Source organism: Lysinibacillus sp. G1-3 (assembly GCF_056322905.1).
In genome coordinates this window covers 69,407-82,856 of sequence record NZ_JBWHYQ010000001.1, presented here as the reverse complement: position 1 = coordinate 82,856, position 13,450 = coordinate 69,407, and the positions used below count along the sequence as shown (strand labels likewise).

Annotated in this window: 10 protein-coding genes; 2 read left to right on the top strand and 8 right to left on the bottom strand. The window is 38.5% G+C overall.

All coding sequences use genetic code 11. The features are described 5' to 3' along the window. Positions 1-4 precede the first annotated feature (4 nt). Positions 5-1,069, top strand: a complete 1,065-nt coding sequence (ytvI, locus tag ACVYAD_RS00375; RefSeq protein WP_349658950.1) for a sporulation integral membrane protein YtvI — start codon at positions 5-7, stop codon at positions 1,067-1,069. Positions 1,070-1,128: 59 nt separating this feature from the next. Here ytvI and ACVYAD_RS00370 read toward each other — a convergent pair whose 3' ends face one another. The 7 genes from ACVYAD_RS00370 to cyoE all read right to left on the bottom strand — a co-directional run bounded on the left by ACVYAD_RS00370 (position 1,129) and on the right by cyoE (position 8,496). Beyond that, on the bottom strand, positions 1,129-1,590 hold the full coding sequence (locus ACVYAD_RS00370; RefSeq protein WP_476423902.1) for a DUF420 domain-containing protein: 462 nt from the start codon (positions 1,588-1,590) through the stop codon (positions 1,129-1,131). A gap of 375 nt (positions 1,591-1,965) precedes the next feature. After that, entirely contained in the window at positions 1,966-2,889 is a 924-nt protein-coding gene (gene ctaG, locus ACVYAD_RS00365; RefSeq protein WP_476423900.1) for a cytochrome c oxidase assembly factor CtaG, read from the bottom strand. A 415-nt stretch (positions 2,890-3,304) separates the two neighbouring features. Beyond that, positions 3,305-3,649, bottom strand: coding sequence for a cytochrome C oxidase subunit IV family protein (locus ACVYAD_RS00360; protein WP_349658953.1), 345 nt, complete (start codon positions 3,647-3,649; stop codon positions 3,305-3,307). Position 3,650: 1 nt separating this feature from the next. Further along, positions 3,651-4,277 (bottom strand): cytochrome c oxidase subunit 3, encoded by a 627-nt coding sequence (locus ACVYAD_RS00355; protein WP_197141720.1) that lies wholly within the window; start codon positions 4,275-4,277, stop codon positions 3,651-3,653. Beyond that, entirely contained in the window at positions 4,277-6,160 is a 1,884-nt protein-coding gene (ctaD, locus tag ACVYAD_RS00350; RefSeq protein ID WP_197141718.1) for a cytochrome c oxidase subunit I, read from the bottom strand. Before ctaD ends, ACVYAD_RS00355 begins: the two co-directional genes overlap by 1 nt. A gap of 229 nt (positions 6,161-6,389) precedes the next feature. Beyond that, positions 6,390-7,478, bottom strand: a complete 1,089-nt coding sequence (coxB, locus tag ACVYAD_RS00345) for a cytochrome c oxidase subunit II (protein WP_476423897.1) — start codon at positions 7,476-7,478, stop codon at positions 6,390-6,392. A 100-nt stretch (positions 7,479-7,578) separates the two neighbouring features. After that, positions 7,579-8,496 (bottom strand): heme o synthase, encoded by a 918-nt coding sequence (cyoE, locus tag ACVYAD_RS00340; protein ID WP_476423895.1) that lies wholly within the window; start codon positions 8,494-8,496, stop codon positions 7,579-7,581. A gap of 335 nt (positions 8,497-8,831) precedes the next feature. Between cyoE and ACVYAD_RS00335 the strand changes: the two genes are divergently transcribed. Then, complete coding sequence (locus tag ACVYAD_RS00335; RefSeq protein ID WP_349658955.1) at positions 8,832-9,755, top strand: COX15/CtaA family protein; 924 nt, start codon at positions 8,832-8,834, stop codon at positions 9,753-9,755. Positions 9,756-10,005: 250 nt separating this feature from the next. Here the strand turns inward: ACVYAD_RS00335 and pyc are convergent, their stop codons facing one another. Further along, positions 10,006-13,440 (bottom strand): pyruvate carboxylase, encoded by a 3,435-nt coding sequence (gene pyc / locus ACVYAD_RS00330; RefSeq protein WP_476423892.1) that lies wholly within the window; start codon positions 13,438-13,440, stop codon positions 10,006-10,008. Positions 13,441-13,450: the final 10 nt, after the last annotated feature.

The following is a 13,450-nucleotide window of genomic DNA, read 5'->3' as shown; positions in this document are numbered from 1 at the left end:
ATAAATGTTACAATTTTTAAAAAGTCCTTTTTTTCGCCATCCGATAATCGTTATAGCGATTGGAATTGCAATTCTCTGGTTTATATCCCTGTCATTACCGATACTGCTTGCCTACGTAACTGCATTATTATTGGAACCTGTCATCATACGAATTAGTAAACGGTTCCGAAAAAAACGAAAAATAGTCGCATCCATTTTTTTTATGATCTTTTCAATTGTGACATTATTATTATGTATTCTCATCATATTTATAAGCTGGAAACAATTTTCAATATTTATCATTGATATTCCAGAGTACCTCAATCAACTCTCAGCAATATGGATTCAAATGCAATCCAAGCTCTCCAACTACACGCATCGTTTGCCCTTAGATCTTGTTATACAAATTCAACTTATGATAGCACAAGCTCTTTCTTCAATTGAGAAATATGCTCTTTCTTTAACAAATGTGAATGTTTGGTCATCTTTACTTACGTATATTACTTCTCGTTTGTTTGATATTTTTGTTTATTGGATTGTGTTATATATGTTTCTTTTAGAACTACCGAATATTAACCGGAAAATGTTAGCACCTATTTCGTTTCACTATCAACAAAAAATACTATTTATTGGACAGCGTGTGAAACTGGCTTTATTTGGTTTTATGAAAGCACAATTTTTTGTTGGTATTTGTATTTTAGCTATATCTTTTGGGACTTTTTATTTTCTTAAAACTCCATTCCCACTTGTTTTATCACTCTTGCTAGTCATTTTAGACTTCGTTCCTTTTTTAGACTCATTCATTTTGCTTCTTCCTTGGGCACTATACAAAGCATTTACAGGTGATTATATTTTTGCTGTTATGCTAGTCGCCTTAACAATCGCGCTATTTTTAGTTCGACGTATGATTGAACCTAGAGTAATTGGAAATAAAGTTGGACTCTCCTCACTCACAACCTTTATTGCAATGTTTATCGGTTTTGAAGTGTTTGGATTTGTTGGTATTTTAATCGGTCCTTTACTCTTTGTTGTTGTCCTGTCCCTATTTAATCAAACATCTATAAAAAATCTCCCTCCTTCTCAAAAATAAAAGGAGGGAGATCTTTTTGATCAATTATGCTTCTGCACAATGACACCAGCTGAAAGAAGTTAAAAGCCTAAAATTGCTTTAATGACAGATGTTGTTTCACCTGGCTCAAATAAAACATAAAGTAACAAGTAAACAAGAACTCCGGTAATAGCTACGAAGAACCAAATAATACTTGTAATCGGTCCAATACGACGGTGAAGCTTAAGATTCATTTTCAAACCAGAGATGATACTAACAATACCAAATACTGCTCCGGTTGTTGCAAGCGTAATATGGAAAATTAAGAAGAACGTATAATATGGTTTTAAATCTTCTCCGCCACCAAACGCTGTGTTACCAATAAAGATTGTACGTGAAGCATAAATAATAAAGAAGATAAGTGCTGCGACACCTGCTGCAAGCATTACTTTTTTATGTGCCTCCACTTTTCTTTTTATAATTAAGCCCCAACCAATAGCTACAAGTACAGCACTAATAACAATGAATGATGTACTTATAGTAGGCAAAATTTGTAATTCCATTGACAAAACCCCTTATACTTTAAAATCAATTCTGACTCGGCATAATTGCGTCCGGAATCGGCTTTGTGCTTAGGCCTGCACAAGGGCCGACACGATGTCGGTCATTTCGGTAATGCCACAGGACGTGGCGTTTTTACCGATGCAGGTCAGTTAGCCGTTATCGCATGGACGCGATGTTTTTTAGGCTAATATCCCCTAAGAACTCCTTTCCGATTCCGTGACATCCGCCGGAGGCTCTAGGCCAACACGATGTTGGTCACTCAGTCGTTGCCACAGGACGTGGCGCTCTTAGACTGAGTTCCTCTTTTGTACCGAAAGCGTAGCGACAGGTACTTGGACACCCGTTGAAAGAAGTTAAACATTCTTTTTTTACAATTAATGTTGCTGCTGGCTTTCCCATTTCTTTTGATGCTCTTTTAAAGCATCGGCAGTAATTTTATCCGGATCCTTTTGTTCTGCACGATACCAATTAAGGAAAATCGCCCCTAGTAATACACCAAAAATAAGCTCTTGTAAAATCTTCATTAAAACGCCGCCTAATTGCTGATCAGCAACAGATGTCATATTTGTAAAGAGCTCTGGTCCTGAAAGAGATAAACTAGATAGTGTGGCAACTGGTACACAAAGTTCCATTGCTTTTAGCCATGCTTCACCATTTGTATATGTTTCATACATAGCGTTTGGTGCAAAAATAATTAACGCACACGCAGGTGTAATTAATACCGCATTAGCAATGATATAGGCTAATTTATGCAAAGGCTTCATTTGTGGTTGATTTGGCATCTTTTGAATCAAAGGCCAGTACATTAAGACAGCAGAAACAAATAATACAAATGTATATGTACCATGTAGAGTTTCGTTTAATTTAATGTAGTCTAACACTGCAGGTAAGTGATAGAAAGAAAATAGACCAATAAACACAAATACTGCAGCGACGGGAAATGTTAGTACTTTAAATAAAGATCTAACAACTGGTGCTTCAATCGCAACTTTCCATACCCACCAAGGAATCCCCTTAATTAAGAAAATCGGTACAAGTAACAATAAAATAGCCATTTGCACCATATGCATTGTAAACATAATGTGCGCCATTAAATCTATTGGAGATCCTTTAATAATATATATCGTTACCATCGCCAGTACAAAATAAATAGCCTCTCCTTTTTTCAAAGGCTCACTTACTTTAAAATCCTTGCGCCACTTTGTTGTGACTAGAAAATAGATGACTGTTATAAAAACAAGAACCCCTATTAAATATGGGCTCCATAAAGCTTGGAAACCAAATATACTAAGTGGCATACAAAACGCACTCCTTTAACTTCAGTATCCCTATTATAGAACGCTTACAAACATTCTGCAATGAACGAAAGGTGAACAAATTACTAACGACAATATAATACTCGAACAAGCTAGGTCACCTATTCAGCAATATTGGTTATCTGTGCGAAAGTGAAGCGGCAGCAACAAATGTTTTATCTGTGCGAAAGCGAAGCGGCAGCAACAAATGTTTTATCTGTGCGAAAGCGAAGCGACAGCAACAAATGTTTTATCTGTGCGAAAGCGAAGCGACAGCAACAAAGCGAGTAGCCTGGAACGGAGATCATTCTCATATGAATTTATATTAGTTCTTACCGGCTCATTCACTTAAACGTGAATAGAACCCAAAAAGAAAAGCACGTTCCTACAGTAAGTAGAGAACGTGCTTTTTTGGTGATTACCACCAAATAATTGTTAAAAATGCTAAGAAGAATGTAAATGCGATTAAAATACCCATCCACATGAAGAAGCCAATTACACCACCGAAGTGTGTTTTTTTGTCTTCTAAGTGCATGAAAGAGTAAAGTTGAAGAACAACTTGAACTCCAGCAAGCAATAAAATAAGCGGTAATATTAAGTATTTAGAAAAATCAGCTGCAACTACTGCGAATGCGATAAACGTAAAGAAGATCATAAGCGCAAAGTTGATTACTTGTTTACGCATATGAACGGCATTATGATGACGATCATACTCGTATTGTGCCTGTGACTTAGCAACTATAGGTGTATCGTGTGATGACATATTATCCGATCACTCCCATCAAGTAAACTACTGTAAAGATGAATACCCAAACTACGTCGATAAAGTGCCAGTATAATGCAGCCACGAAGAATTTAGGTGCATTGTATAAGTTAAGACCACGCTTAGCATTACGAAGCATTAACGTAGCAATCCACACAAGACCTAATGTTACGTGGAAACCATGTGTACCAACTAATGAATAAAACGCAGTTGAGAATGCAGATTGGTCAAATGTAAAACCAAGACCTACATAATGATTGAATTCATAAATTTCAAGACCTAAGAATCCAAGACCTAAAAGTAATGTTATACCAAGCCAAGTTTGCATTGCCTTAAAGTTAAAGTTACGCATATGGTAAATGGCATAAACAGACGTTAGTGAAGATGTTAATAATAACATCGTCATAGCGAAAGCTAAAGGTAATTCAAATAAACTTTGTGTTGTGAACTCCATGCCAGCTGGCCCTTTGTTCTTAAGCGCTAAGTAAGTAGCGAATAAACTTGCGAAAAGTACAACTTCACAGGCAAGGAAAATCCAGAAACCAACAACTTTATTTTTCCCTTCCATCGTAGCTTGTTCAGGATGATCTGGCCAAGTATGAGGAGTAAATTTAGTATTGAAATCCATTATTTATTTCCTCCTTTGCCGTAAAGATGTTCTTCAATTTCAAGAATTTCTTCTTTGTGTAAGTGGAAGCCGTGATCGTCCTTAACAGAACGGAAAATCATAGCACCAAATGTAATTGCAAGACCAGCAATTAAAATATAAATTGACCATGGTTTATCTGCATCTGGATTGTAAAGAGCACCGAATGCTGCGATAAACATACCCATCGAAATAACAAATGGGATAGCTGAGTTGTTTGGCATATGAATATCACCGATTGGCTCAGCAAATGTAACTTCTTTATTACCTTCTTGCTTTTCAATCCACCAAGGATCTAAACCACGAACAAGAGGTGTTTGACGGAAGTTATAGAATGGGATTGGTTGTGGAATTGACCATTCTAAAGTACGTCCATCGCCCCATGGATCGCGACCTGCTGGTTTGCCTTTGATTGACATTAAGCAGTTGATTACCATTAAGATAACCCCTACACCCATCATTAATGCACCGATTGTAGAGATATAGTTGAACTGATCCCAACCTTGACCTTCCATGTAAGTGAATACGCGACGTGGCATACCCATTAAACCTAAGAAGTGTTGAACGAAGAACGTTAAATGGAATCCGATAAAGAATACCCAGAAAGTAATTTTACCAAGTGTTTCGTTTAACATACGGTTGAAGAAAATTGGCCAGTAGAAGTGCGCTGAACCAAATAACGCTGTTACGATACCACCAACGATTACGTAGTGGAAGTGAGCAACGATAAAGTAAGAATCGTGTAATTGGTAGTCAAGTGGTGCAGATGCTTGCATTACCCCTGTAACACCACCCGCAACGAATGACGGGATGAAACCAAGTGCATAAAGCATTGGTGTTGTAACTTTAATAGATCCGCCCCAAATAGTTAAGATCCAGTTGAATACTTTCATACCTGTTGGAACCGCAATCGCCATTGTTGCAACAGCAAAGATTGCGTTAGCTGTTGGCCCAAGACCAACTGTAAACATGTGGTGAGCCCAAACCATGAACCCTAAGAAACCGATTAAAATTGTTGCGAATACCATTGAAGAGTATCCGAATAAACGCTTACGAGAGAACGCTGGAATAATCTCAGAGAATAAACCGAACGCTGGTAATACTAAGATATAAACTTCTGGGTGTCCAAAGATCCAGAATAAGTGTTCCCAAATAATTGTGTTACCACCCATTAAATGGTCAAAGAAGTTACCACCGAACATACGGTCAAATAACATCATTAATAAACCAATTGTTAATGGAGGGAATGCGAATAGGATTAATGCACTTGATACTAGAGAAGTCCAAGTGAATAATGGCATACGCATAAATGTCATACCTGGAGCACGCATTGTAATAATCGTAACGATAAAGTTAAGACCTGAAATTAACGTACCTGCACCTGATATTTGTAAACCAAGAACATAGAAGTCAATACCATGTCCAGGAGAATATAAAGATAATGATGCATAAGACGTCCAACCCGCATCAGGAGCGCCACCCATAAAGAATGATAGGTGAAGGAATACTGCACCTAGGAAGAATAACCAGAACCCTAAAGAGTTAAGGAACGGGAATGCTACGTCACGTGCACCAATTTGTAATGGTACAAGCATGTTCATAAATGCGAATAGTAATGGAGTCGCAGCTAGGAATAACATTGTTGTTCCGTGCATTGTTAATAATTCATTGAAAAAACCAGCTGATACGAAGTCGTTATTTGGTTTCATTAATTGAATACGCATTAATAACGCTTCAAAACCAGCGATAGCAAAGAACAGTGTACCGGCTAATAAATACATTACTGCTAACTTTTTATGGTCAACAGTTGTAATGTAGTCCCAGACAGTTGCTCCAAAGCCCTTTTTCTGTGTGTATGAGCTCACAACTTTTACCTCCCTCAAAGTTTGTTACATAAAACATCAATTGTGCCTTGGCATAATTGCGTCTGGAATCGGCTTTGTGCTTGCACAAAAAACTCCTTTCCGATTCCATGACATCCGCCGGAGGCTTTAACTTCTTTCAGCGGGCGTTTGGACACCCTCTGAAAAAAACTTACATTCGCATTCATCTCACCACTAAAGAGGTGGGAGATTCTGCTGAAATAAGTTAAAATTATTTCTCTACAGATAAGCCCATGATATACGTTGCAAGAGCTTGAATTTCTTCATCAGTTAAGTCGCCATAAATTGGCGCAGTACCTTCTGGATTCATCATTAAGTTACCTGGTTTGAATTTGCCAGGATCTTGAATCCAATCTTTTAAGTTTTCTTCATTGTGTTCTAAGAAACCAGCAACACGGTTACGGTCACCAAAAGTAGTTAAGTTAGGACCTGGTGTGCCTGCACCAGTTGTACCTGATACAGCATGACAACCCATACAACTCTGAGCAAATGTTGCTTCCCCTAGATCTGTTGAAGCTTTGTCAGCCTTTTTCCCATCTGTTGCTTTCATTGAAGCTACCCATGTATCGAATGCATCTGGGCTTAATGCTTTAACTTTGAAGTCCATTAATGCATGTGAAGGACCACATAACTCAGCACATTTACCATAGAATACGCCGTCTTTAAGGTCTTTTGATTCTTTATCGAATTCTAGATAGAACTTGTTCAAGTTATCTACGTTCGTATCCATTTTACCGCCTACAGCAGGAATCCAGAATGAGTGCTTAACATCGGCAGCTTTTAAGTTAAAGTAAACTTTTTGACCTGTTGGTACTACTAATTCTTGTGCCGTTACAATACCTTGGTTAGGGTATTCAAACTCCCACCAATATAATTTCGCAGTTACATTTACTGTAAGTGCTGTTTTGTCACCGTTTTCATCTACTTCGTCCATCGCAGCAACATCTGCAAATTTGTAAGTAGCCGTAACAACTGGTACAGCTAAGATTAATAATAAAATAATTGGTATAACTGTCCAAATCACTTCAAGTGTGTGACTTCCTTCTACTTGCTTAGGAATAACATTTTCGCCAACTTTTGCGCGGCGGAATTTTAAGAATGCAAGTAAATAGACAACGGATACTACTACTACAACTAACGTCATAATTCCAGTAGCTAGCATTAATAGATTGAATTGTTCTTTACCTACTTGGCCAGACGGTTTCAGTGCAGAAATATAATCTTCACCACAACCAGAAAGGAAAACCATCATCACTGCTAGTAGTGAAAAAAGACGCCACTTTTTAAGGCCTTTCATCATAGCTTAATTAAACCCCTCTTTCTTTGTTGTATTTTCATGTGTACCTAGGACATCAGTTCTGTCTATATGAATTCTTTAAGAAAAGAAAGAATTCCTACATTTAGCTAAACAACGCAAAAATTATGATGGATACAAATAGTATGGTCATATGATTCAAAGAATAGATAAACATTTTATTTGCCCATTTCATATCATCTTTTGTCGTAAAGCCTTTAAAAGCTAGAATCAACCAGCCCAAGTTCAATGCAGTCGCAAGAATCAAGAAGCCAATCCCAAGCTCCTGTAAAAGGAAAGGTAACGGTAATAATAAAAGAATCCAGAATAACATTGAGTACTTAGTTCGTTTAAATCCCTTTACTACTGGTAGCATTGGTATATTAGCTGCACGATATTCCTCAGTACGTTTCATAGCAAGTGCATAAAAATGCGGTGGTTGCCATGCAAACATGATCAGGAATAAGGCAAGTGCTCCAGCACCTAATGTAGGCTCAACAGCTGCAAACCCAATAACTGGTGGGATTGCCCCCGAAATACTTCCTACAACCGTGTTACTAACATGCTTCCTCTTTGACCACATTGAGTACAGAACAACATAAGCAACTATTCCTACAAGTCCCCACATGCCGGCCGCAAACGATGCCGCAAATAACAAAATTTCACCTACAATTAAAAATGAGAGGGCAATGGTCAGTACAAAATTCGGCTTAAATCTACCCGTTACTGTCGGTCTTGCCTTCGTTCTTTTCATGATTGGGTCAATATCCTGATCAATAAAGTTATTCATTGCGCCCGAGCCACCTATAATCAATGCTGCACCCAGCATGGTGAACAATATGACATCAAGCTCTTGCAAGAAGTGTCTACTAGTAAATTGAAATGCCAGCCACATCCCTGTAAACGTTGTGACAAGATTCGAGTTAACAATTCCAATTTTTATCAGTGCTAAAAAATCTTTCACAACAGATGTTGATGCTGGTCCACCATTTCTAGTAGCCGTCAGTGCACGACCGTTTGACATGATACCTCTCCTTTCATTTTTGTAAGCATATTCCGCTACCAATTACTATAGCGAAATTTGCGATTGATTTCTAGACATTAAGTGAAATTTAGATGAAGTTGTAAAAATTAGCTTTGTCTAGAAATATAATAAAAACAACATATCTATAGTAAATCATTTTCCAAAATGAATTGTGAAGGATAGAGTACGAAATTATGAACAATTTGTGAAATGGAATCGACATCTAATACTCCCTACTCTTTACAAGTTGTTTTTTACCTGTATTTTCGATATCATCTATTAGCAGAAACATTACTTTCATGTAATGTTCATAGATAAAGTAGGTGACTCATTTTATGCAACACAACAAGTATATGAAATGGTTTGCTGTTGCCGCTACAGTTGGAATGCTCCTTATTTTATTAGGAGGAGCACTTGTTACCAAAACAGATAGTGGCTTAGGCTGTGGTCGAAATTGGCCTGATTGTAATGGTTCTCTTATTCCAAAAGATATAACACCAGAAGTCTTAATTGAATTTTCTCATCGTCTTGTAACTGGCGTTGTATCTATTTCGATTCTTGCGTTAACGGTTTGGACATGGCGTAAACTCGGTCATATTCGAGAAGTAAAATTATTAGGTTTCTTAGCGATGTTTTTCTTAATCGCACAAGCTCTTATTGGAGCAGCTCAAGTGTTGTGGGGACAAGGCGATTTCATATTAGCGCTCCACTTTGGGATATCTCTTATTTCCTTTGCTGCTGTGCTCCTTCTTTCTATGATTGTATTTGAAGTCGATCGGAAATTTGATGCCGATAACGTATTTATTGGTAAAAAGTTACGTTGGCATACAATTGCTGTCACAATTTATTCTTATTTAGTCGTTTATACAGGGGCGCTTGTTCGCCATACAGATTCTAGCTTAATATGTCCTGACTGGCCATTTTGCTATAACGAAACACCATTCGCACCGTTTAATAATATGTACGAATGGGTGCAAATGGGGCATCGCCTAGCAGTTCTTATCTTTTTCATTTGGATTGCATACATAACTTGGCACGTTGTAAAAGAATATAAAAATCAACGCGTTATTTACTATGGCTGGATTATTGCCTTTACTATAGTAATTTTACAAATGATCGCAGGTATGTTAGTAGTCCTAACTAAATTGAATTTAACAGTCGCATTACTTCATTCATTATTCATTTCAATTCTATTTGGTCTACTTTGTTACATGATAATGCTAGTTGCACGTAGCAATTATAATGAAAAAAGCAAATAATAGTAGAAAAAGATTCGCTACATTTTTCAGTAGTGAATCTTTTTTATTTCGGCAATCACTTCTACCATTTATGTGTAATAAAATCAACAAGTTTATTATTACAATATAGCAAATTTTGGCGTATTATCTCTTCAAAAACATTTGTAACTGACGCTTTGCTTTCGCTACACAAAACAAACATTTGCTGAATAAAGATAAAAAGGTTATTAGTATGCTGTAAAAGCCATCTAATAACCTTCTTTATTATCAATTATTCGATTTCAATTAACAAATCACCTGTTGAAATAGCATCGCCCGCATGAGCGTACACTTCTTTCACGATACCGTCTTTCGGCGCTTGGACGGTTGTTTCCATTTTCATCGCTTCGGTAATTAATAAGTGATCCCCACGTTTTACATGGCTTCCTTTCGATACGACTACTTTTAAGACCGTTCCAGGCATCGTTGCGCCAATTTGATTTGGATTGCTTGGGTCTGCTTTTAATGCCAGACTGCCATCTACTTCGACAGTCATATCTTGAATCACTAGTTCACGAGATTGACCGTTCAGCTCAAAGTATATAACACGCGTACCATCGTGCTGCGGTTCTCCAATAGAAACAAGTTTAATGATTAGTGTTTTTCCTTTTTCAATCTCGACTTCGATTTCTTCGCCTAGTTTTAACCCGTAAAGGAATGTTGGCGTATCTAATACCGAAATATTCCCGAAGGAGTTCACTGTTTTTGCATACTCTTCAAACACTTTAGGATACAAAGCAAATGCTAGCACATCCTGCTTTGTCACGGGACGATTTAATTTCCCCTCTAGTATCGCCTCTAATTGCTCAAAATTCACAGGCTCTAATAGCTCGCCAGGACGTACCGTAATTGCTTCACGATCCTTTAACACAACCTTTTGAAGTGCCTCTGGGAAGCCACCATGTGGTTGTCCTAAATAACCTTGGAAGAATTCAATCACAGAATCCGGGAAATCGATTGTTTCCCCTCTTTTCAGGACAGAGTTTTCATCTAAATCATTTTGCACCATAAATAACGCCATATCACCGACTACTTTCGAAGATGGGGTTACTTTGACAATATCGCCAAAAAGAAGGTTTACGCGGGAATACATACGCTTCACTTCTTCCCATCGATCTCCAAGGCCTACTGCTTTGGCTTGCTGTTGCAAGTTACTGTACTGACCACCTGGCATTTCATGGACATAAATTTCAGAATGCGGGCTAATCATGCCACTTTCAAAATCCTTATAATATTTACGTACATCTTCCCAGTAGTACGATAATTTTTCAAGCGCATCGATATCAGCACGAACCTCGCGCTTACCGCCCTTCATTGCATAATACAAGGAGTTTGCACTTGGCTGTGATGTTAAACCTGCCATTGAACCGAGTGCCGTATCAATGATATCTACCCCTGCTTCGATCGCCTTGGCATATAAATAAATACCATTGCCACTTGTATCATGTGTATGCAGATGGATTGGCAGACTTGTTGTCTCTTTCAACTCTGAAATTAAACGATAGGCTGCTTCTGGCTTCAATAATCCAGCCATATCTTTTATCGCTAAAATATGGGCACCTGCTGCCTCTAACTCTTTTGCCATTTCCTTGTAGTATTGAACTGAATATTTCGCTCTTGATTCATCAAAAATATCTCCTGTGTAACAAATCGCAGCTTCAGCAATTTTACCTGATTGACGTGCTGCATCAATGGCTACTTCCATTCCTTTAATCCAGTTCAAGCTATCGAAAATGCGGAATACGTCAATGCCTGATGCCGCTGATTCAGCGATAAACTCACGAATTAAATTGTCTGGGTAATTTGTGTAGCCAACTGCATTCGCACCACGCAATAACATTTGGAATAGTACATTCGGTACTTGTTCACGTAGCTTAGCAAGTCGCTCCCACGGATCTTCTTTTAAGAAACGGTACGCCACATCAAACGTTGCGCCACCCCACATTTCAAGTGAGAAGAAATCATGCATCATGCGCGCTGTTGCATCTGCAACTTCGAACATATCCTGTGAACGCACACGTGTTGCAAGAAGTGATTGGTGTGCATCTCGGAAAGTTGTATCCGTTAATAGCACATCCTCTTGCTCCAAAATCCATTTCACAAGCCCGTCTGCTCCTTGGGCATCTAAAATTTGCTTTGTCCCTGCCGGAGGAACGATTAATTTATCGACTTTTGGGATGCTCGGCTGTACAAAAATTGGCTTCGATTTCTTTTCTACACTAGGGAAGCCATTTAGCGTTACATTGCCAATATAGCTTAAGAGCTTTGTCCCACGGTCCTTACGCTCAGGGAAATTAAATAGTTCAGGTGTTGAATCGATAAAGCTTGTATCAAATGCACCCGTTAAAAATTTCTCGTGCGTTACGACATTATTTAAAAATGGAATATTCGTTTTAACCCCTCGAATACGGAACTCTTTTAAGTTTCGGTCCATTTTTGCTGCCGCTTCTTTAAATGTCATCCCTGTCGTTGAAATTTTAACTAGTAGCGAATCATAGTACGGCGTTACAACAGCTCCTTGGAAGCCATTGCCGGCATCTAATCGGACGCCAAAACCACCGCTTGAACGATACACCATAAGCTTCCCTGTATCAGGCATAAAATCATTAGCTGGGTCTTCCGTTGTGACACGCGCTTGAATCGCATAGCCGATCATTGGAATATCTGCCTGTTGTGGAATATGGATTTCCTCACTATGCAGACCGTACCCTGCTGCCACTTTAATTTGGGCGTGCACAATATCGACACCCGTAATCATTTCAGTAATCGTATGCTCTACTTGAATACGAGGGTTGACCTCGATGAAATAAAACTCATCGCCTGCAACTAAAAATTCTACTGTCCCTGCATTTATGTATGAGACATTTTTCATTAATTGAACCGCAGCATCGCAAATTCGGCTTCTTAAATCTTCCGAAATTGAATTAGATGGTGCGATTTCTACAACCTTTTGATGTCGACGTTGAATCGAGCAATCACGTTCATATAAATGAATGATATTGCCCTGTTGATCGCCAATAATTTGGACTTCAATATGCTTTGGCTTAATAATCGCCTTTTCTACATACACCTCATCAGAGCCAAATGCTGCTTTCGCCTCTGATTTTGCACGTTCATAGGAGGACGCTAACTCCTCTGCTGTATGAACAAGGCGCATTCCACGACCACCGCCGCCTAGTGCTGCCTTAATCATAATTGGATAGTCATATGCGCTAGCAAAAGATTCTACCTCTGCTAAATTAGCTACTGGACCATCTGTACCTGGAATAACAGGAATACCTGCAGCAATTGCTTGTTCACGCGCCTTCACCTTATCCCCAAACATATCTAAATGCTGGGAAGTAGGTCCAATGAAAACAATCCCCTCTTCTTCACATCGACGTGCAAATTCTACGTTTTCTGATAAAAAGCCATAACCTGGATGAATCGCATCAACATTAGCATCTTTCGCGATCGTAATAATGCCCTCAATATCTAAATAAGCATCAATTGGTTTCTTGCCAGCTCCTACTAAATAGGCTTCATCTGCTTTAAAACGATGGAATGCCCCACTGTCCTCCCGCGAATAAATGGCTACAGTTTGGATATTCAACTCCGTACATGCACGGAAAATACGAATTGCAATTTCTCCTCGATTGGCTACGAGAATTTTGTTGATTGATTCCATTGATATCCCC

What these genes read in the sequence shown, in the direction of transcription:
- ytvI (WP_349658950.1), top strand. Translation starts at nt 5, where the DNA reads ATGTTACAATTTTTAAAAAGTCCTTTTTTTCGCCATCCGATAATCGTT.
- ACVYAD_RS00370 (WP_476423902.1), bottom strand. Translation starts at nt 1,590, where the DNA reads ATGGAATTACAAATTTTGCCTACTATAAGTACATCATTCATTGTTATT.
- ctaG (WP_476423900.1), bottom strand. Translation starts at nt 2,889, where the DNA reads ATGCCACTTAGTATATTTGGTTTCCAAGCTTTATGGAGCCCATATTTA.
- ACVYAD_RS00360 (WP_349658953.1), bottom strand. Translation starts at nt 3,649, where the DNA reads ATGTCATCACACGATACACCTATAGTTGCTAAGTCACAGGCACAATAC.
- ACVYAD_RS00355 (WP_197141720.1), bottom strand. Translation starts at nt 4,277, where the DNA reads ATGGATTTCAATACTAAATTTACTCCTCATACTTGGCCAGATCATCCT.
- coxB (WP_476423897.1), bottom strand. Translation starts at nt 7,478, where the DNA reads ATGATGAAAGGCCTTAAAAAGTGGCGTCTTTTTTCACTACTAGCAGTG.
- cyoE (WP_476423895.1), bottom strand. Translation starts at nt 8,496, where the DNA reads ATGTCAAACGGTCGTGCACTGACGGCTACTAGAAATGGTGGACCAGCA.
- ACVYAD_RS00335 (WP_349658955.1), top strand. Translation starts at nt 8,832, where the DNA reads ATGCAACACAACAAGTATATGAAATGGTTTGCTGTTGCCGCTACAGTT.
- pyc (WP_476423892.1), bottom strand. Translation starts at nt 13,440, where the DNA reads ATGGAATCAATCAACAAAATTCTCGTAGCCAATCGAGGAGAAATTGCA.